Here is an 18,741-nt window from a genome sequence, read left to right on the forward strand (position 1 = left end):
CGCACCGCAGCGTCGACACTGTCTGTCGTGACCCCGGACTCGAGGGTGCCGGGGTCACTGCGCTTGCTGGTCACTGTGCTTGATAGTCGTCGGTGAGGTAGGTCGACCAGTCGGGTTCGGAGGTCAACGGTGCACCGTCGGGGCCGGTGAGAAGCCCCTGCTCGTACAGGAACCGGGCGTAGCCCGCCCATTTCTCGGTGTCGAGGGTTCCGACGCGACCCTGGTCGTCGCGCAGGTACTCGGCGGAGAGCATCCGCTGACTCTCGTAGACGAGACTCTCATCGGGGAAGGCACCCGGATTGGCGTCGAGCAGCGCGCGGGCGCCCCGATCGGGTTCGTCGGCGGCGATCTCGTACCCCCGCTGGAGTGCCTGCACGAACGCGCGGGCTCGGTCCGGATTCTCGTCGAGCCAATCCTGGTTGCCATTCACGACAATGGAATAGGCGTCGGGGAAACCGTAGTCGGCGTAGGAGAAGTAGCGCATGGGCAGGCCGCGGTGCTCGGCTTCGAGCCCCTCCCACGCAAGGAAGGAGACGGTGAAATCCGCGGTGCCCGAGTACACCGCTTCGTAGGCCGACGTGCCGAGTACCACCTCCTCGAATTCGCCGCGTCCTCCGTCGTTGCGGATCACCTGTGCGAGGGTCGCCGAGGAGCCGGGATCGCCGAATCCCGCATAGATGCGGCCGTCGAGGTCGGTGGGCCGGGCGAGGTCGCTACGGTCGGCTTCGACGGCGATGGCGGTGGCCCAGTGCTGCAGCGGAGCGAGGACCGCGACGGTGTGGGCCCCGGCGGAGCGGGCGAAGGTTGCCGATCCGTGGGTGGAGATGCCGAACTCCGCGTTGCCGGAGTCGACGAGGGTGTCGGGCGATGCATCGTTGTAGGGCAGGATCTCGACGTCGAGCCCGGCGTCGTCGAACAGCCCTTCCTGCAGCGCCACATACAGGCCGGTGTGGTTGGTGTTGGGAGTCCAATCGAGTGCGAACCGGACCGTGTCGTCGGAACTGTCACCGGTGCACGCGCTCACGGTGCAGAGGGTGACGGCGGTGGCGACGAGAGCAGCGATCCGGAGCCGGAGGATCACGAGACGTAGCCGGGCCGGTAGAGCGCATCCTGCTCGATGTAGAAGCGGAACGATTCGGGCGGAAGGGTGCCGTCGCCCAGGCTGCGCAGGAACTCGTGGTCGTCGATGGAGTCGCGGGGAACCTTCGTGCGGTCCCACAGGGCATCGGTGAAACGGTCGGTCGGTGAATCGTGCGCAGGCACAGTCATCCCGAAACATCCCTTCGTCAGCATTACCTGATCAGGTTCGACGGGTGTGATCTCAGCCCCGCGCTTGCGGAGCACCCCGTGTCGGTCGGTGGCGACGATAGCATCTTCGCCCGGACGATGCCGGGGGAGTCTCCCGTAGGTACGTTGGGATGTGGGTAGCTCACCGGGAGGTCATGTGGACGCCGAGACACTCGTCGTCGGATGCAAGTACGGCGACGCACGTGGATACCGCGACGGCGCGGTGTATTCGTGGAAGGGGATCCCGTTCGCCGCCCCCACCGGCGGCGACATGAGGTTCCGTGCACCGGAGATGCCGCAGCCGTGGTCGGGCGTGCTCGAGTGCCTGCGGTACGGGCCGATAGCTCCGCAGAGTCCCAACAGTCCGATCGGGATCTCCTCGGGCATGGCAATCGGCGAGGACTGTCTGTCGCTCAACATCTGGGCACCCGAACCGGACGGCAAGCAGCGCCCGGTCATGGTGTGGATCCACGGCGGCGCCTATGCGATCGGCTATTCGGGCCAGAAGATCTACGACGGCCGCGCGCTGTGCGAGACGGGCAACGTCGTGGTGGTCACGCTCAATTATCGTCTGGGGGCGTTCGGGTTCCTGGACCTGTCGTCGTTCTCCACGGCCGGCGACACATACGAGTCGAATCTCGGTCTGCGAGATCAGATTGCGGCGCTCGAATGGGTGCGCGACTGTATCGCGGACTTCGGTGGAGATCCCGGCAACGTGACCCTGTTCGGCGAATCGTCGGGCGGGGGGTCGATCACGACACTGATGACGGTGCCGCGCGCCGAGGGGTTGTTCCATCGGGCGATCGCGCAGTCGCCGCCGGCGACATCGGTATACGGCCGCGAGCGTGCCGCGATGGTGGCGGAACGTTTTCTCGACATCCTCGATGTGCCGTCGTCCGGGGTGGGTCAATTGCGACAGATGCCCTACGCGCAGCTTGTCGAGGCGGCAGAAACGGTGGTCGGGGAGATCCCCACGAAGATCCCCGGAACGTTGGCGATGACACCGGTCGTCGACCGCGACCTGGTGCCCAAGTATCCTGTCGCGGCGTTCCAGAAGGGCCTGTCGCATCGGGTGCCTCTCATCATCGGGTCGAACAAGGACGAGCCGTCGATCTTCCGTTTCATGAAGTCGCCGTTGATGCCGGTCGACGATTCGGCGGTGCGGGCGATGCTGGAGGCGCTCGCGAAGGACCGTCCCGATCTCGAGCCCGAACGGCTTGCCGAGATCGCCGCCGCGTATCCGGATCTGCCGAAGCCGAGCGGCGCGATGGCCCTCTCGCGTGACGCGGGATTCCGGATGCCGGTGCTGTGGGTGGCGGAGGCGCATGCGGTGCATTCCCCAACCTGGGTGTACCGATTCGACCATGCGACGCCGATGCTCAAGGCAGCGCGGATCGGTGCCGGGCATGCAACCGAATTGCCCTACGTGTTCGGAAATTTCGGGACGCTCGGACGAGACCCGAGTTTCTGGCTCGGTGGCCGCAAGGGGGCGATCGAGGTGTCGGGGCGGATCCAGCGTCGATGGCTTGCATTCGCCAAACACGGGATGCCCGCGGCCCTGGATGCGTCGAAACACTGGCCGCAGTATGCACCCGCCGAGCGGTCGACCCTGCTTATCGATGCTCACGACACGGTGGTGTCGGATCCGGAGGGGGCGATGCGTGAGGTGTGGGGGGATCAGGTGATGGGCTTCTCCTGAACCCGCCAGTGCGTAACCCATTGACGACGTTGAACGCGTGTGCAACCCTTGAAACATGCGTTCAACCGAGAGTGATTCCGACCTCACCACCCGTGCTCGCATCCGCGACGCGGCGATTCGCTGTGTTGCTCGGGACGGTGTGAACGTATCGCTGCGGGCCATCGCGTCGGAGTGTGGCGTCAGCGCCTCGCTCATCGTGCACCATTTCGGATCCCGTGCGGGCCTGCGTGAGCACTGCGACGCATACGTCGTGGAGAGTATCCGCGAACTCAAATCCTCGGTCCTCGAACCGGGCAGCGGGGTCGAAGCGATGTTCGCTCAGCTCGAGAATGTCGGGGACTATGCACCGCTCATCGGCTATCTGATCCGGAGTCTTCAGGCCCGAGGTCAGGCGTCGCAGGTATTTCTCGATCACTTGGTGGCCACCACCGAGGGGTACCTCGCGAAAGGTGCCGAGTCCGGGGTCGTAAGTCTCAGTAGGGATCCCGAGGCACGGGCGAGGGCGCTCGTCGAATTCAGCACCGGCGCCCTGTTGCTGCATGTTCCCGGGCCGAACGAACCCCTCGACCTCGACGCACTACCCGCGTGGCTGCACTCGTACAGCGAGCGTCTCCTGCTCCCGTTACTCGAGCTCTACACCGAACCACTGCTCACCGACTCGACCATGCTCGACGCATATCTGGCCGTCCGCGGGGCGGCCCCCTCGTAACCGACCACGGAGGTTGCACCATGGACACACCTGCCATCGAAACTATCGACCTCGTCAAGACATTCGGCACCACACGGGCTCTCGACGGGTTCTCGCTCGAAGTCGGAACCGGAACAGTGGCTGGGTTTCTCGGACCCAACGGTGCCGGAAAATCCACGGCGATCCGCGTGCTTCTCGGTATGCTCCGTGCCGATTCCGGCTCGGCTCGCGTCCTGGGCCTCGACCCCTGGACCGATGCGGTGTCGATCCACCGGCGCCTTGCGTACGTCCCGGGCGATACCAACCTGTGGCCCGCGCTCACCGGCGGCGAGATCATCGACCTGCTGACTCGCATACGTGGTGGCGACAATCCTTCCCGCCGAGCCGAACTCCTCGAACGGTTCGAACTCGACCCCACCAAGAAAGCTCGCACCTACTCCAAGGGCAACCGGCAGAAGGTCGCGCTCGTCGCGGCGTTGGCGTCCGACGTCGAGTTGTACATGTTCGACGAGCCCACCTCAGGGCTCGACCCTCTCATGGAGGCTGTGTTCACCGACGAAGTGCGGATGTTGCGCGATTCCGGGCGAACGGTACTGCTGTCGAGTCACATCCTTGCCGAGGTCGAAAAGCTCTGCGACACCGTGACGATCATCCGGTCCGGGAAGGATGTGGAGACGGGAACCCTTGCGCAGTTGCGGCACTTGACCCGCTCCGCGGTGCGGGCCACCGTGCCCACACTCCCGAGTGGATTCGCGTCGCTCACCGGCGTGCACGATCTGACCTACGACGACGGGCATCTGGCCTTCGATGTCGACAACGCCGCCGTCACCCCCGTGCTGCACGCGCTTGCGGAACTCGATATCGCGAATCTGACGATCACACCGCCGTCGCTCGAAGAACTCTTCCTGCGCCACTACGGCGACACACTCACGGATGTGCCCGAAGGCGAAGAGGTGACGACCCGATGACCGCCACACTTGCTCCCCACACCGACCACGACGCCCGAAGTGCCCACCGTTTCAGTGGAATCGCGAACCTGCTCCGGCTCTACCTCCGGCTCGACCGCGTCCGTATCACCGTGTGGGCGCTCGTGCTCGCATCGACGGTGTATGTGACCGTCGAAAGCCTCATCGCCGCATATCCGGACGAGGCTGCACGGCAGGCACGCGCCGCACTCCTCGAGAACCCGGCCGCGGTCCTGATGACCGGCCCGGCATACGGTGCCGGCGATTACACCCTCGGTGCAATGACTGCGAACGAACTGAGTTTGACGCTGTTCGTCGCCGTCGCGATCATGAACATCCTGTTGGTGGTACGGCACACCCGCGCCCAGGAGGAAGCCGGCCGGCTGGAATTGCTCCGCGCGCTTCCGGTGGGCCCGTTCGCACCGCCCGCGGCCGCGTTGCTGGCGGTTGCGGTCGCCGATGTGATCGTCGCTGTCGGGATCACCCTCGCGCTTCTCGCCGGTGGGCTCGCTGTGGGGGGATCACTACTGTTCGGCGTGGCCGCGGCCATCACCGGGCTGCTCTTCGGCGCGGTAGCGGTGGTGACTGCGCAGTTCAGTGAGCATTCGCGTGCGGCGACCGGATCCGCGCTCGCGGTACTTGCGGTGGCGTTCCTCGTGCGCGGATTCGGCGACATCCTCGAACCCACCGGATCGTGGTTGTCATGGCTGTCGCCGATCGCGTGGGCGCAACAGACCCGCCTCTACGTCGACGAACGGTGGTGGCCGCTGTTGTTGTCCGTGGCCGCGATCGGTGTGCTGCTCGCGGTCGCCGTCGCCCTGTCGCGGCGTCGCGACATCGGGGCCGGCCTGCGCGCCCCGACACCGGGGCCGGCCGAAGCGTCGCCTTCGCTGCTCACTCCGCCCGGTCCGGCGTGGCGGCTGCTGCGGGGGACCTTCCTGGCGTGGACGGCAGCCCTCGCGATCCTCGGACTGGCGATGGGCACGCTCGCCGATTCGATCGGGGACATGGTCGACAGTGTTCCCGACATCGGGGAGTTTCTCGGTGGCGACACACAATCGCTCACCGCGTCGTTCGGTGCGACGATGCTGCTGTTCCTTGTCGTTGGGATCGCGGCGTTCGCTGTCTCGGCGGTCATGCGTGTCCGCGGGGATGAGGACGCCGGTCGAATCGGCCTGGTGATCGTCACCGGAACACCGCGGGCTCGATCGTTCCTGTGGATCGTCATGGTGATCGTGGCACAGGTCGTGGTCGCGCTCATCGTCACGGGAGCCGCCACCGGTCTGGGTATGGCTGCCGCGACCGGTGAGGCAGACTGGATCATCCGGATGTGCGGTGCCGCACTGGCATACGCACCTGCCGTGTTGTTCGTCTTCGCGGTGGCGCTTGCGTTGGTCGGTTTCGTCCCGCGGCTGGCCAACCTTGCGTGGGTCCTCGTGATCTACGCGGTGTTCGTGGCGTGGTTCGGCGAACTGCTGAACCTGTCGCAGTGGTTGCGCGACCTCTCGCCGTTCTCGCACATTCCGCTCGCGCCCTACGAAAGCGTGAGTGCTGGGCCGTTGCTGGTGCTCGGCGTTGCTGCTGCGGTTCTGGCCGCGGCGGCGGTACTCGGGTTCCGCCGCCGCGATGTGATGGCGTGAGGCCTCAGTTGCGGTACTCGGGGTGATCCGAAACGAACTTCTCGACGTACGAGCAGGACGTGGCGATCTTCAGACCCTGCTCGCGGGTTGCGTCGAGCGCGTGCTGCACGACTTGCCCGGCGAGTCCTCGACCGCGGAAGTCTGGCTCGGTGACGGTGTGGTCGAAGTCGCGGAGTCCGTCGACGTCGCTGTAGTCGGCGTACGCCGCGAGATCGTCGCCGATGAACAGCGCGAACCGCGACTGTTCGGGCAGGTGTTCGATGCGGGTGGCGGTCTCGGTATTGTTCGACATGCTCACGACTTTACCTTCGGGTGGGATCGTCGGTGTCGATGACCAGCGCGTCGTCGTCGCTGAGCGCCACGAACGGGATCGAGTTGCGGCGAAGATATCCCAGCGTGCGGTCGACACCGTCGTCACCCAGCGCGGAGTCTCCCGCGTGAGGGACGATCGCGCGATCGATCCAGCCGAGACCGTCCCACACCACCGGCTCCGGCCCGATCTCGGCGACCTCGGCGGGATCGTCCGAGAACTCGAGGCCCCGCAGCGTCGGCGTCACCACGCATGCACCGGCGCTGTATCCCGCATACGCGAGGGCGCCGGTACCGACCATGTCGGTGAGCACCGTGTCGCCGCCGCTGCGGGCGAGCTGGGAGCGCAGCACGAAGGTATTGCCGCCGCGCACCCACACCGAGGTGAAGGCGCCCAGCCGCGCCCGGAGACCACCCGGATCTCCGAGGTGATCACGGAGATCGATTTCCTCCGGTTCATATCCGAGGCTCCGCAGTGGCGCGAACTCGCTGGTCACACTCGATTCTCGCGCGCGGGGCGGCCACGCGTCGCCGGCATTGGCGATCACAGCGACCCGCCCGGGTCCGCGCGTCACCTCCAGCAGACGTGCGGGATCGGATCCGAACCGGTACGAAGACAGGAACAAGCGCATTGGTCAGATCGTGAACGCGAGATTCTCGACGATGCGCCTGCCCACTTCGGTGTTCCCGCCGAGAGCGACTTCGCCGAGCGTGTCGACACCGCTGACCCGCCCACCAGCGAGCCGCACGAACAGGCCGGAATCCATCGTGATGGTGCTCGTCGCGGGTTCCGACAGTGACGGAACCCTGCTCGCCCGGCCCGCCACTTCGAGATGGATCGTGCGGGCGAGTGGTCCGGTGAGCTCGATCGTGATCCGCGACCCTTCGGGGGCCCTGCCGCGTTTGCCCACGACGAAGGGCAGCGCACCGAAGATCTCCGCGGATCCGAGTTCGGCTCGGGCGCCGCCTTCGCTGCCGACGGTGCCCAGCGCGTCGTGGATGTCCAGTTCGTGCAACCAGCAGTCGAATAGCCGGATACGCATGAATCGGCCGTAGGTGGCCGGGCCGACCGGGGTGTCGGCCGGCGCATCGAAGTCGGATTGGTTCATCGCACTCAGGCTTTCGCGCCGCTGTGCCACGATGTCGCGATAGCGGGCCAGGACCTCGAGCCCGGGAACTCGGCGAAGACGCTCGACCCACAGTTCGTTGAACGCGGCGATCTCGTTGCGGACATGGCCCAGCGTGTGCACATCGAGGTCGACGTGCGGTGCGGCAACACCGGCGAGCAACGATTCGGTTCCGATCAGGTGCGCGGCGATGTCCTTGACTGTCCATCCCGGCAGGGCAGTCGGTGAGAACCAGGCATCGCCGTCGATCCCGGACAGCAACGTGTCGAGGACTTCGTATTGCTCGAGGAGCAATGGCCGTACCACGTCGATGGGAAACTCGTCGGTTCCGGAACTTCCGGGAGGTGTCATTGATTCTCCCCTAGAGACGGTCGAGACCCGCGCGGATGGCCGCGCAGGTGGATTCGGGGTCGCGGAGCTTGCGGCGCAGTGCACCGATACCCAGACGGATGCGGTCGCCGCTCCACCGGGGAATGACATGCAGGTGCATGTGGAAGACGGTCTGGAAGGCTGCGCGCCCGTCGTTGACCACCAGATTGGCACCGTCGGTGGCCAGATCGGATCGGGCGAGTGCGCGGGCCAGGCGTTGACCGGCCTGGAACATCGACGCCCCGTGCGCGGGATCGAGATCCTCGAGTCGCTCGGAGTGCACCCGCGGTACCACCAGCAGATGGCCGCGTGCGAGTGGCCGGATGTCCAGGAACGCGACCACGTGGTCGTCCTCGTAGACGAGGGCGGCGGGCGCCGCACCCCCGGCTATGGCGCAGAACACACAGGAGTCCACTGATTCACTGTAGCGCCGACACCAGCTCCGGCAGTCCGACTGCGGCCGTCGTGCGCCATACCTCATCGACCCGAGCCGACAGGGCCGTGTCGTCGGGATTGATCTCCACCACCGGAACTCCGTGGTTCCGGGCGAGTGACGGCAGGCCGGCAGCGGGATGCACCACGCCTGATGTTCCGACGACCAGCAGTAGATCTGCCTCGCGCAGAGACGCCGTCGCCGCGGCCCACGGTTGTTCGGGCAACATCTCCCCGAACCACACGACGCCGGGCCGGACCGACCCGGAACAGTCTCGGCACACCGGGGGATCGAGTCGTTCGACGGGTTCGGCCGGTGGTTCGGGAACGTCGGCCGCGCGTCCGCAGTCGGCGCAACGTGGCTCGAACAGGCTGCCGTGCAGGTGCGCGAGCACCGCACTGCCCGCGCGTTCGTGCAGATCGTCGACGTTCTGCGTCGTGACCTGTAGATCTGCTCGCCGCCCCCACTCGGACAGCGCGAGATGGCCTGCGTTGGGCTTCACTCGCCGTATCAACCCGACGCGCCACTGGTACCAGGCCCACACCAGCGGCGGGTCGTCGTGCCACGCCTCGGGGGTTGCCAGTGATGCGGTGTCGAAGTTCTTCCACAATCCGGTCTGTGCGTCACGGAACGTCGGCACGCCGCTTTCGGCGGACATGCCGGCGCCGGTGAGGACGGCGATGCGCCGCGCGGGGCGCGCGAGGTCGAAGATCGCAGTCGGGACGGCCATGTCGTCAGATCATAAGGACTCGATCAGGTCGTGGGGGAGTTGTCCCACTCGTGCCCACAACCCCCCTCGTGTCCACAACGCAGACACGGCGCATCGGGGTCGTCGAGGAACAGCCCGCATTCCGGGCAGACGCGGTCGAGCCAGCACACCGGGTCGCCGCCGAGATCGGGTTCGTCGGTCACGGTGTCCGTACTACTCGCCGCGCAGATGCTCGGCAAGGACCTCCGCTCCGCTGTGCTCGACGTCGCGGGTCGCGGTGAGCAGTACGAGGGGACGTCCGTCGGCAAGCGTGTCGAGTCGCTCGATCGCGGCGCGACCGCCGGGCGATGTCAACTCCTCGATGTACCGATCACGGAATTCGGCGAACAGTGCGGTGTCGTGCGAGTACCACTTCCGCAGATCGGTCGAGGGCGCAAGTTCCTTCGCCCAGTCGTCGTAGTGGAAGGCGTCTTTGCGAAGCCCTCGGGGCCACAACCTGTCCACGAGGACACGTACGGACTCCTCGGCGCCCGGGTGGTCGTAGACCCGTTCGACACTGACTTCACGTCGCGACATGTGTACCTCCAAGAGTTGTCTTCTCACAGTTGCAAAGATGCAGCAGTGAAGTGAGGTGCCTCACATTCTTGCATTTTCTTACTGTTCGGACTCGATTCAGACAGTGTGGGCCAGTTGCGACTCAGGAGTGAGCGCGGTACGTCTGGCAAGGCTTACAACACACGTGTAGGGCCCTTACATGGCCGACAGACACGCCATTCGCCGCCGATCGCGGCGGCCGCGCGCGGCAATTTCATTCGACGCAGGAGTTAGAGAATATTGAGTAGCGAAGGATCGAACACGGAGAGCGGGGACCGCCGCCGCCCGGCCGTCGGTGTCGTTCGTGAGGCGAACGACGGCGAGCGGCGGGTCGCGCTGGTACCGAAGATTGTGCCCTCCCTGATCGGCAAGGGCTTCGACGTGATCGTCGAGGCCGGCGCCGGCCAGAATGCGCTGATCCCGGATCAGGCATACGAGGAAGCGGGCGCCACCATCGGCGACGCGTGGTCGACGGACATCGTCGTCAAGGTCGCACCCCCGTCGGACACCGAGGTCGCCCGGTTGACGTCGGGGCAGAGGCTCATCGGCTTCCTCGCCCCGCGTAATGCGGAGAATCAGATCGGCGCGCTGACCACCGCCGGTGTCGAGGCGTATGCCGTCGAGGCCATTCCGCGTATCTCGCGTGCACAGGTGATGGATGCATTGTCGTCGCAGGGCAATGTGTCGGGTTACAAGGCTGTGGTCGTCGCCGCTTCGGAGTCGACGCGTTTCTTCCCGATGCTGACGACCGCGGCAGGCACCGTGAAGCCGGCGACCGTGCTGGTGCTCGGCGTGGGTGTCGCGGGCCTGCAGGCTCTCGCCACCGCCAAGCGTCTCGGTGGCCGCACCACCGGGTACGACGTGCGACCGGAGGTCGCCGACCAGGTGCGGTCGGTGGGTGCGCAGTGGCTCGATCTCGGTATCGATGCCGCGGGCGAGGGTGGATACGCTCGCGAGCTCACCGAAGCCGAACGCGCTGCGCAACAGCAGGCACTCGAGGATGCCATCAAGAGCTTCGACGTCGTGATCACCACCGCGTTGGTGCCGGGTCGTCCCGCGCCGCGCTTGGTGACTGCTGCGGCGGTCGAGGGCATGAAGCCCGGTTCGGTCATCGTCGACCTCGCCGGGGAAACCGGTGGCAACTGCGAGCTCACCGAGCCCGGGCAGACCGTCGTCAAACACGATGTGACGATCTGCTCCCCGCTGAACCTGCCCGCGACGATGCCCGAGCATGCGTCCGAGCTCTATTCGAAGAACGTGTCCGCGCTGATCGAGCTGTTGCTCGACGAGAGCGGCGCGCTCGCCCCCGACTTCTCGGACGAGATCCTTTCGGGTGCATGCGTGACGCGGTCGAAGGAGAACGTCTAGATGTACAACGAACTACTCGCGAACATCGCGATCCTGGTGCTAGCCGGATTCGTCGGATTCGCCGTCATCTCCAAGGTGCCGAACACGCTGCACACGCCGCTGATGTCCGGTACCAACGCCATTCACGGCATCGTCGTGCTCGGTGCTCTGGTGGTCCTCGGGCATCTGCCCGGTGACGCCCACTGGGGAATCAAGATCATTCTGTTCGTCGCTCTGGTTTTCGGCACCCTGAACGTGGTCGGCGGCTTCGTCGTGACCGACCGCATGCTCGGGATGTTCAAGCAGCGCAAGGAGGCCCCCAAGGCTGCCGAGAAGGGGGCTGACGCCTGATGAGTTACCTCGTTTCAGTGCTGTACATCGTCGCGTTTGCGATGTTCATCTACGGTCTGTCGGGCCTGACCGGGCCGAAGACCGCAGTACGCGGCAACTACATCGCCGCGGTCGGTATGGGGATTGCGGTCATCGCGGTGCTCATCGACATCCGTGAGACCGAAAACTGGGGCCTGATCATCGGTGGCCTCGCCGTCGGTGTGATCCTCGGTGTCCCGCCTGCGCTCAAGACCAAGATGACGGCGATGCCGCAGCTGGTTGCGCTGTTCAACGGTGTCGGCGGTGGCACGGTCGCCCTGATCGCCTGGGCCGAGTTCCTCGACTCGTCGAGCTTCACCACGCTCGAGGACGAGCCGACCGTCACCATGATCGTCGGCTCGCTGTTCGCCGCGATCATCGGTTCGATCTCCTTCTGGGGTTCGCTCGTCGCGTTCGCGAAGCTGCAGGAACTGCTGAACAAGAACCTGGAAAAGAAGCTGGTGTCGGCCGCGAAGCTGTTCCAGCTGGCCAACATCGTGCTCGTGATCGTCTCCGTCGCGATCGCGGTGTTCATCGGGATCAATGCTGATGGTGAGCCGCTGGCGTCGTGGTGGATCGTGCTGTTGCTCGTGGCTGCGGGCTTGATGGGTCTGTTCGTGGTGTTGCCGATCGGTGGCGCCGACATGCCCGTCGTGATTTCGCTGCTCAACGCTCTGACGGGTCTGTCCGCTGCTGCGGCCGGTCTGGCATTGAACAACCAGGCGATGATCGTCGCCGGCATGATCGTGGGTGCCTCGGGCACGATCCTGACGAACCTGATGGCCAAGGCCATGAACCGTTCCATTCCGGCGATCGTGTTCGGCGCGTTCGGTGGCGGCGACGAGGGCGGCGCTGCGGCCGGCCCCGGCGGTGGCACGGTCAAGGCGACGTCGGCGTCGGATGCCGCGATCCAGATGGCGTACGCCAACCAGGTCATCGTGGTGCCCGGCTACGGTCTGGCAGTCGCGCAAGCACAGCACGCGGTCAAAGAGATGGCAGCGCTGCTCGAAGAGCGTGGCGTCGAGGTCAAGTACGCGATCCACCCGGTCGCCGGTCGTATGCCCGGCCACATGAACGTGCTGCTCGCGGAGGCCGATGTCGAATACGACACGATGAAGGAGATGGACGACATCAACGGCGAATTCGGCCGCACGGATGTCACCATCGTCATCGGCGCCAACGACGTGACGAACCCGGCTGCGCGGCTCGATTCGTCGAGCCCGATCTACGGCATGCCGATCCTCAACGTCGATCAGTCGCGGTCGGTGATCGTAATGAAGCGGTCGATGAGCTCCGGGTATGCGGGGATCGAGAATCCGCTGTTCACGCTGGACCAGACGTCGATGCTGTTCGGTGACGCGAAGAAGATGGTCGGTGAGGTCACGGAAGAGCTGAAGGCTCTCTGAGGTCACTCACTCGAAAGTGTGGATCCGGGCCCGGGAAACGGGCCCGGATCCACACTTTCATTTGAGCGCCGGGGCGAACGCCGCAGCGGCGAGGACGCACACCAACGGCACGACCATTGCCACCGTCAACGACGACACCTCGGAGATCCATCCGATCGTCGCCGGCCCGGCCAGGAATCCGATGTAGCCTAACCCGACGACTCGCGACATGTTCTTCCCCGGAGCACCGTCCGCAATGTTGCCTGCAGCAGTGAAGATCTGCGGGACCGCCCCGGACAGACCCAGCCCGAACAACGCCCACCCGGTCAGAGTCAGCGGTAACCACGGTGACGCCATCACCAGGGCCATCCCGGCTGCGGCAGCCAGAGTCCCGTACCGGACCACGGCGACCCCACCGATCCGCGCACTCACCCGATCGGCGACGAATCGGCCCAGCATCATCGTCGCGGAGAACGCACCGAACGCCAGCGCCGCCACAGAGTCCGACGTGTTCAGATGTTCCTTGACCTGCAGGGCGCTCCAGTCGTTGGCGACACCTTCGCTGAGCATCAGCCCGAACGCCACGCCGCCGAGCAGGATCACCCGCGCTGAGTAGCCACCTTCTTTGCCTCTCTCGGAAGGAGCGGGCGGGGCCGGTTCGCTTCGCACGAGATGACGACCGGCCCACAGGAGTGCGGCGAGACCGACAGCTCCGGCCGCCGCCAACGTCACCGGCGGGTCGATGCCCACGGCGAGTGTCGCGGCACCGACGAGCGATCCGACGATCCCGCCCAGCGAGAACAACCCGTGGAACGCGGCCATGATCGGGCGGTGGTAACGCCGTTCCACGAGCACGGCCTGCGAATTCATCGACACATCGAGCGCACCGTTTGCGAAACCGAGCACAACCAGGGCAACGGCGAGCTGCCACGGTGCGGTCGCGAGCCCGGGACCGACCACCGCGACCGCCAGCATGACGCCGAACATCACGGTGGTGCGATCGCTACCGAACCGATCGGCCAGATACCCGGTGGTTTGCATCCCCATCAGGGCGCCGACCGCGAGGGCGAGCAGCAGCGTTCCCAGCGCGGCGTGACCGATCCCTACCCGCTGTTGGACCACCGGGATGTGGACCACCCACATCGCGAGGAGGAAGCCGTTGATACCGAAGACGACGAACACGGCGGCGCGGGTGCGGGTGAGAACAGCATCGATCACGTGGCTTCACGCTAGCGTGAGGTCGGGTCGGGGCGCGGTCAGGGGGACGAAATGAGTGTCGGTACCGGATCCTTCAGGACGGCGCCCACGGCGGCCAGGGCACGCCCAGCCTGTTCACCGTCGACGAGCCGATGATCGAACGCGAGTGACAACGTCACGACCTTCCGCACTGCAAGTGTTCCGTCGACCACCCACGGACGGTCGGTGATCGTTCCGACCGCCAGGATCGCGGCCTCGCCCGGATTGAGTATCGGGGTGCCGGCGTCGACTCCGAACACACCCACGTTGGTGATCGAGATCGTCGACCCGGTCAGCTCGGTCGGTGCGGCCTCACCCGACCGCGCGCGACCTGTGGCCGCGGCGATCGCGTCGGCCAGCTCGGGTAGACGCATCGCGTGGGCGTCGCGTACCACCGGCACCTTCAGGCCCGCGTCGGTGGCGGTCGCGATACCCAGATGCACACGGTGGTGCATGACGATCTCCTGGGAGTCGTCGTCCCACGACGACGTCAGCGACGGTTCGTCGGCGACAGCACGCATCAGTGCGGTCGCGACGATCGCCAGCGGTGTCAGGTGCGTGCCGTCGAACGGCGGCGACGATCTCAGCCGCGTCACCAGTTCCATGGTGTTCGTCACATCGCACGTCAGGAACACCGTCGCGTGGGGCGCAGTGAAGGCACTGCGTACGACGGCCGCGGCGCTGCGCCTGCGGATTCCGCTGATGGGGACGCGGGTCTCGTCGTCGGTGCCTGATGACTGCGGGCGGCTCCGGTCGGCGCTGCGCCGAACATCGGCGCGAGTGATCACACCCCCCGGGCCTGTGCCTTCGACGGTCGCGAGGTCGACACCGAGGTCTTTCGCCTCGCGACGGGCACCGGGTTTTGCGTCGGGCCGGAGTGCTGTGTCGGGCCGGAGTGCTGTGTCGGGCCGGGGTACGAGGGCGCGGGTCGGGCTCGATTCTGCTTCGAGATCGGTCTTCCGGGAGCCGCGCTTGCTGACCGGCGCCGCACCGGGGCCGTAGCCGACGAGAATCTGCGGTCGCTGCCCAGTTCCCTGCTCATCGGGGTTCGCGGGCGGGGACTCGGTTGTAGCACCGCTGGCATCGGACACCGTGATCCGCAGCAACGGTCGTCCCACCGGCACGGTGTCGCCGGGGGAGGCCAGCAACTCGGCGACTGTCCCGGCATACGGTGATGGCAACTCCACCGTCGCCTTCGCTGTTTCCACCTCGGCGATCACCTGGTTGAGGTCGAGATGGTCGCCTGTCTGCACCCTCCACGCGACCAGATCCGCGTCGGTCAGGCCCTCGCCCAGATCGGGCAACAGGAATTCCTTGACGGTGTCCGCCATCGGTCCCCCCATGGTCACGCCGCGAGGCTGCGGTCGACGGCATCGAGAATACGATCGGGATCGGGAAGGTGATGCGGTTCGAGCTTTGCCGGGGGATAAGGAATGTCGAATCCGCCGACCCGGAACACCGGAGCCTCGAGCTGATAGAAGCAACGCTCGCTGATTCGCGCTGCGATCTCGGCCCCCACGCCGCAGAATACCGGCGCCTCCTGCGCGACGACCAGCCGGCCGGTGCGGCGCACCGACTCCTCGATCGTGTCGAAATCGATCGGGGACAACGACCGCAGGTCGATGACCTCGATCGAATTCCCTTCGCCCTCGGCGATATCCGCGGCCTGCAGGGCCGTCGTCACGAGCGCCCCGAAGGTCACGAGGGTGGCGTCCGCCCCGGGGCGGGCGATGCGGGCCCGGTCGAGCGGTAGTTCCGGCTCTGGGTCGACGTCGACCGAACCACGCTCCCAGTAGCGGTGTTTCGGTTCGAGGAAGATCACCGGGTCGTCGAGTGCGATCGCCTGCTGGATCATCGCGAACGCGTCCGCGGGGTTGCTGGGCGAGACCACTCGTAGGCCCGCGGTGTGTGTGAAATACACCTCGGGAGATTCGGAATGGTGCTCGACCGCGCCGATCCCACCGCCGTACGGAATGCGGATCGTCAGTGGTGCCCGGACGGTGCCTGCGGTGCGGTAGTGGATCTTCGCGACCTGCGAGACGATCTGGTCGAATGCGGGATAGACGAACCCGTCGAACTGGATCTCGCACACCGGCCGATAGCCGCGCAGTGCCATCCCGAATGCGGTACCGACGATCCCGGATTCGGCCAGCGGGGTATCGATCACCCTGCCGTCCCCGAAATCCTTCTGCAGCGTGTCGGTGATGCGGAAGACGCCGCCGAGTTTGCCCACATCTTCGCCCATGATGACGACCTTGCGATCGTGTTCGAGTGCCCGTCGCAGGCCGGTGTTGAGGGCCGCGCCGAGCGTCATCGTCGTGGGGGTCATCGTCAGGCCTCCTTCGGGGTGCCGAAACTCGCGAGGTATCCGGCGTAGTCGGCGCGTTCGCGTTCGATCAGGGGATGCGCGGTGGTGTACACGTGGTCGAACAGGGTCAGTGGTTCCGGGTCGGGCAATGCGAGAGTGCCGCTACGCAGACGTGTCGCTGCGGTGTCGGAGGCTTCCTGGACCTCTGTGAGGAATGCGTCGTCGGCAAGGTTTTCGCGTTCGAGCAACTTCCGAACCCGTTCGATCGGGTCGCGCGCTCGCCACTCCTCGAGGTCGGCTTCAGTGCGGTATCGAGAGGGGTCGTCGGAGGTGGTGTGTGGGCCCATTCGGTAGGTCAAGGCCTCGATGAAGAACGGTCCGGCTCCGTCGCGGGCGTGGCGGGCCGCGCGGCGGGTGACGGCGAGGACCGCGAGCACGTCATTGCCGTCGACCTGTACGGCGGGCATTCCGAACCCGGCGGCGCGTTGGGTGAGGGGAACGGGTGTCTGGACGTGGGTGGGTGCGCTGATCGCCCAGTGGTTGTTCTGGCAGAAGAACACGACGCCGACGCCCCAGCTGACCGCGAAACCGAGCGCCTCGGACACGTCGCCCTGGCTGGTGGCGCCGTCTCCGAAGTAGGCGACAGTCGCTATGTCGGCGCCGTCGAGTTTGGCGCCCATCGCGTATCCGGTGGCGTGCAACCCCTGCGAGCCCACGACGATTGCGGGGTTCGTCATGCCCACTGTCGCGGGATCCCAGCCGGAGTGCGCACAGCCGCGCCACATTCGGGTCATGTCGGCCGGATCGACACCACGACACCACGCGACACCGTGCTCGCGGTAGCTGGTGAAGATGTAGTCTTCGGGCCCCAGCGCATGGGCGGATCCGACTTGCGCGGCTTCCTGGCCGGTCAGGGGCGCCCAGAGTCCGAGTTCGCCCTGTCGCTGGAGCGCGGTGGCCTCGGTGTCGAGCCGGCGGACGATGACGAGATCGCGATACATCGCGCGCAGTCGCCCGGAATCGATATCGGAGACCAGCGCAGCGTATTCCGGGTTGTGGACGCGTCGGCCGTCGGGCTGTATGAGCTGAACCGGATAGGTCGGAGATGCAACCATCGTCGATCACCTCGTCGGTGCAGGTCCGGCTGCCCTTGTGAGGCCGACCGGACTCGTACTGTGTTGTAACTCACATGATCCACGCTCGGGGAGAATGCGCAATCGCAGACCATCTGATTGTGCAGGAAGCACAGCTACCCGCCGGTTTCCGATGGCACACTGTGAAAGATGACCAACGTGGACGCGACCGACGCCCGTCTGCTGATGGAACTGGCCCGCACGCCGCGGGTCACAGGGGTGGAGTTGGCGCAGCGACTGGGGTTGTCCCGCAACACCGTGCAGGCGCGCCTTGCGCGATGGGATGCGGAAGGGCTGCTGGCGTCGTTCGAGCGGCGCGTCGATCCGACAGTGCTCGGCTACCCGCTCGCAGCGTACGTGGCGACCACGGTAGACCAGCACCGTCTCGCCGGCGTGGTCGATGCGTTGGAGGAGATCCCGGAGGTCGTCGAGGTCTACGGGCTTGCGGGCGCCATCGATCTGTCCGTCAAGATCGTCGCCCGCGACACAGACGATCTGTATCGGCTCGCGGGGCAGATCCTCGAAATTTCCGGTGTGGAGCGCACCAACATGTCGCTGGTGATGCGCGAGCTCGTCCGGCAGCGCACCGCGCCGCTGCTCGAGAAGATCCTCGGCGACGGGTAGCGCCGAACCACAGATCCGGCTCAGATCGAGCGGGTGATGAGTTTGGTGACTGCTTTGCGGATCTGTTCAGGGATCGCGACGGGTCGTCGTGTGTTCACGTCGATGTACACGTGGGTGAACTGCCCGGTGGCGGCGGCGGCGAGGGTGCCGTCGGCTTCCTCGCGGAAGAGGGCGAGTGAGTAGGCGACCGAGCGACGGCCGAGGCGATCGACCGAGAGCCCCACCTGAAGGCGATCCGGGAAGGACAGTTCCGCGAGGTAGCGGCACGAGGTTTCGGCGACCACCCCGATTGCGTCGAGTTCGCGGATGTCGACACCCGTCGTGGCCATCAGCCACCCGTTGACTGCCGAGTCGAAATACGAATAGTAGGTCACGTTGTCGACGTGGCCGTAGTGATCGTTGTCGGCCCAGCGGGTCTGGACCGGCCACAGCACCGGGAACTCCCCCGGGTCGGCTGTGGGTCTCGTCGGCTGGCGGTTGGTCACGTCTCGACGATAGTGCTATCCGGACGGCAATTCC

General features: G+C 66.0%; 21 protein-coding genes, 1 pseudogene and 1 riboswitch. Of the genes and pseudogenes, 8 read left to right on the forward strand and 14 right to left on the reverse strand.

The window, feature by feature from the left end; translation table 11 throughout:
• Positions 1-70 precede the first annotated feature (70 nt).
• Together ACZI8W_RS21095 and ACZI8W_RS21100 are read right to left on the reverse strand one after the other, a co-directional pair.
• On the reverse strand, positions 71-1,063 hold the full coding sequence (locus tag ACZI8W_RS21095) for an ABC transporter substrate-binding protein (RefSeq protein WP_463370540.1): 993 nt from the start codon (positions 1,061-1,063) through the stop codon (positions 71-73).
• 23 nt (positions 1,064-1,086) lie between these two features.
• Positions 1,087-1,269, reverse strand: a pseudogene (locus ACZI8W_RS21100) (thiaminase II/PqqC family protein); the annotation flags it as partial.
• A riboswitch (TPP riboswitch) is annotated at positions 1,262-1,358 on the reverse strand. (Overlaps the previous pseudogene by 8 nt.)
• An 86-nt stretch (positions 1,359-1,444) precedes the next feature.
• Between ACZI8W_RS21100 and ACZI8W_RS21105 the strand changes: the two are divergent.
• The 4 genes from ACZI8W_RS21105 to ACZI8W_RS21120 are packed head-to-tail and all read left to right on the forward strand — an operon-like array spanning position 1,445 to position 6,279.
• Positions 1,445-2,986, forward strand: a complete 1,542-nt coding sequence (locus ACZI8W_RS21105) for a carboxylesterase/lipase family protein (protein ID WP_463370464.1) — start codon at positions 1,445-1,447, stop codon at positions 2,984-2,986.
• Between the two features lie 55 nt (positions 2,987-3,041).
• Complete coding sequence (locus tag ACZI8W_RS21110) at positions 3,042-3,695, forward strand: TetR/AcrR family transcriptional regulator (protein WP_463370465.1); 654 nt, start codon at positions 3,042-3,044, stop codon at positions 3,693-3,695.
• A 20-nt stretch (positions 3,696-3,715) separates the two neighbouring features.
• Positions 3,716-4,642, forward strand: coding sequence for an ABC transporter ATP-binding protein (locus tag ACZI8W_RS21115; RefSeq protein WP_463370466.1), 927 nt, complete (start codon positions 3,716-3,718; stop codon positions 4,640-4,642).
• Positions 4,639-6,279, forward strand: a complete 1,641-nt coding sequence (locus ACZI8W_RS21120; RefSeq protein WP_463370467.1) for an ABC transporter permease — start codon at positions 4,639-4,641, stop codon at positions 6,277-6,279. Before ACZI8W_RS21115 ends, ACZI8W_RS21120 begins: the two co-directional genes overlap by 4 nt.
• A gap of 4 nt (positions 6,280-6,283) precedes the next feature.
• On the opposite strand, the gene ACZI8W_RS21125 is transcribed toward ACZI8W_RS21120, so the two are convergent.
• The 7 genes from ACZI8W_RS21125 to ACZI8W_RS21155 are packed head-to-tail and all read right to left on the reverse strand — an operon-like array spanning position 6,284 to position 9,802.
• A complete protein-coding gene (locus ACZI8W_RS21125) occupies positions 6,284-6,571 on the reverse strand; it encodes a GNAT family N-acetyltransferase (RefSeq protein ID WP_463370468.1) in 288 nt (95 codons plus the stop codon).
• Between the two features lie 10 nt (positions 6,572-6,581).
• The gene (locus ACZI8W_RS21130; RefSeq protein WP_463370469.1) at positions 6,582-7,220 is read right to left on the reverse strand and encodes a Type 1 glutamine amidotransferase-like domain-containing protein; all 639 of its coding nucleotides are present in this window, start codon (positions 7,218-7,220) and stop codon (positions 6,582-6,584) included.
• A 3-nt stretch (positions 7,221-7,223) separates the two neighbouring features.
• A complete protein-coding gene (locus tag ACZI8W_RS21135; protein WP_463370470.1) occupies positions 7,224-8,066 on the reverse strand; it encodes a maleylpyruvate isomerase family mycothiol-dependent enzyme in 843 nt (280 codons plus the stop codon).
• A gap of 10 nt (positions 8,067-8,076) precedes the next feature.
• Positions 8,077-8,499, reverse strand: coding sequence for an HIT family protein (locus tag ACZI8W_RS21140; protein ID WP_463370471.1), 423 nt, complete (start codon positions 8,497-8,499; stop codon positions 8,077-8,079).
• Positions 8,500-8,503: 4 nt separating this feature from the next.
• Entirely contained in the window at positions 8,504-9,247 is a 744-nt protein-coding gene (locus ACZI8W_RS21145) for an SIR2 family NAD-dependent protein deacylase (RefSeq protein WP_463370472.1), read from the reverse strand.
• A 23-nt stretch (positions 9,248-9,270) separates the two neighbouring features.
• On the reverse strand, positions 9,271-9,429 hold the full coding sequence (locus tag ACZI8W_RS21150; RefSeq protein WP_463370473.1) for a hypothetical protein: 159 nt from the start codon (positions 9,427-9,429) through the stop codon (positions 9,271-9,273).
• 10 nt (positions 9,430-9,439) lie between these two features.
• The gene (locus ACZI8W_RS21155) at positions 9,440-9,802 is read right to left on the reverse strand and encodes a DUF488 domain-containing protein (protein WP_463370474.1); all 363 of its coding nucleotides are present in this window, start codon (positions 9,800-9,802) and stop codon (positions 9,440-9,442) included.
• Between the two features lie 258 nt (positions 9,803-10,060).
• On the opposite strand from ACZI8W_RS21155, the gene ACZI8W_RS21160 reads away from it, so the two are divergent.
• From ACZI8W_RS21160 to ACZI8W_RS21170, 3 genes are read left to right on the forward strand one after another with little or no spacing between them, the layout of a single operon-like run.
• Entirely contained in the window at positions 10,061-11,188 is a 1,128-nt protein-coding gene (locus ACZI8W_RS21160; protein ID WP_463370475.1) for a Re/Si-specific NAD(P)(+) transhydrogenase subunit alpha, read from the forward strand.
• Positions 11,189-11,518 carry an NAD(P) transhydrogenase subunit alpha part 2 gene (locus ACZI8W_RS21165; protein WP_378491393.1) on the forward strand — a complete coding sequence of 110 codons (330 nt, stop codon included), beginning with the start codon at positions 11,189-11,191 and terminating at the stop codon, positions 11,516-11,518.
• Positions 11,518-12,942, forward strand: coding sequence for an NAD(P)(+) transhydrogenase (Re/Si-specific) subunit beta (locus ACZI8W_RS21170; RefSeq protein WP_463370476.1), 1,425 nt, complete (start codon positions 11,518-11,520; stop codon positions 12,940-12,942). The genes ACZI8W_RS21165 and ACZI8W_RS21170 overlap by 1 nt, the downstream gene beginning before the upstream one ends.
• A gap of 57 nt (positions 12,943-12,999) precedes the next feature.
• Here the strand turns inward: ACZI8W_RS21170 and ACZI8W_RS21175 are convergent, their stop codons facing one another.
• The 4 genes from ACZI8W_RS21175 to pdhA are packed head-to-tail and all read right to left on the reverse strand — an operon-like array spanning position 13,000 to position 17,580.
• The gene (locus tag ACZI8W_RS21175) at positions 13,000-14,136 is read right to left on the reverse strand and encodes an MFS transporter (protein ID WP_463370541.1); all 1,137 of its coding nucleotides are present in this window, start codon (positions 14,134-14,136) and stop codon (positions 13,000-13,002) included.
• A gap of 41 nt (positions 14,137-14,177) precedes the next feature.
• Positions 14,178-15,500 carry a dihydrolipoamide acetyltransferase family protein gene (locus ACZI8W_RS21180; RefSeq protein ID WP_463370542.1) on the reverse strand — a complete coding sequence of 441 codons (1,323 nt, stop codon included), beginning with the start codon at positions 15,498-15,500 and terminating at the stop codon, positions 14,178-14,180.
• Positions 15,501-15,502: 2 nt separating this feature from the next.
• Positions 15,503-16,486 carry an alpha-ketoacid dehydrogenase subunit beta gene (locus ACZI8W_RS21185; RefSeq protein WP_463370477.1) on the reverse strand — a complete coding sequence of 328 codons (984 nt, stop codon included), beginning with the start codon at positions 16,484-16,486 and terminating at the stop codon, positions 15,503-15,505.
• 2 nt (positions 16,487-16,488) lie between these two features.
• Entirely contained in the window at positions 16,489-17,580 is a 1,092-nt protein-coding gene (gene pdhA / locus ACZI8W_RS21190) for a pyruvate dehydrogenase (acetyl-transferring) E1 component subunit alpha (protein WP_463370478.1), read from the reverse strand.
• A 168-nt stretch (positions 17,581-17,748) separates the two neighbouring features.
• On the opposite strand from pdhA, the gene ACZI8W_RS21195 reads away from it, so the two are divergent.
• A complete protein-coding gene (locus ACZI8W_RS21195) occupies positions 17,749-18,222 on the forward strand; it encodes an Lrp/AsnC family transcriptional regulator (protein WP_463370479.1) in 474 nt (157 codons plus the stop codon).
• A gap of 20 nt (positions 18,223-18,242) precedes the next feature.
• Here the strand turns inward: ACZI8W_RS21195 and ACZI8W_RS21200 are convergent, their stop codons facing one another.
• Positions 18,243-18,707, reverse strand: a complete 465-nt coding sequence (locus ACZI8W_RS21200; protein WP_463370480.1) for an acyl-CoA thioesterase — start codon at positions 18,705-18,707, stop codon at positions 18,243-18,245.
• Between the last annotated feature and the right edge of the window lie 34 nt (positions 18,708-18,741).

The sequence above is a fragment of the Rhodococcus ruitaii genome, from assembly GCF_055230935.1.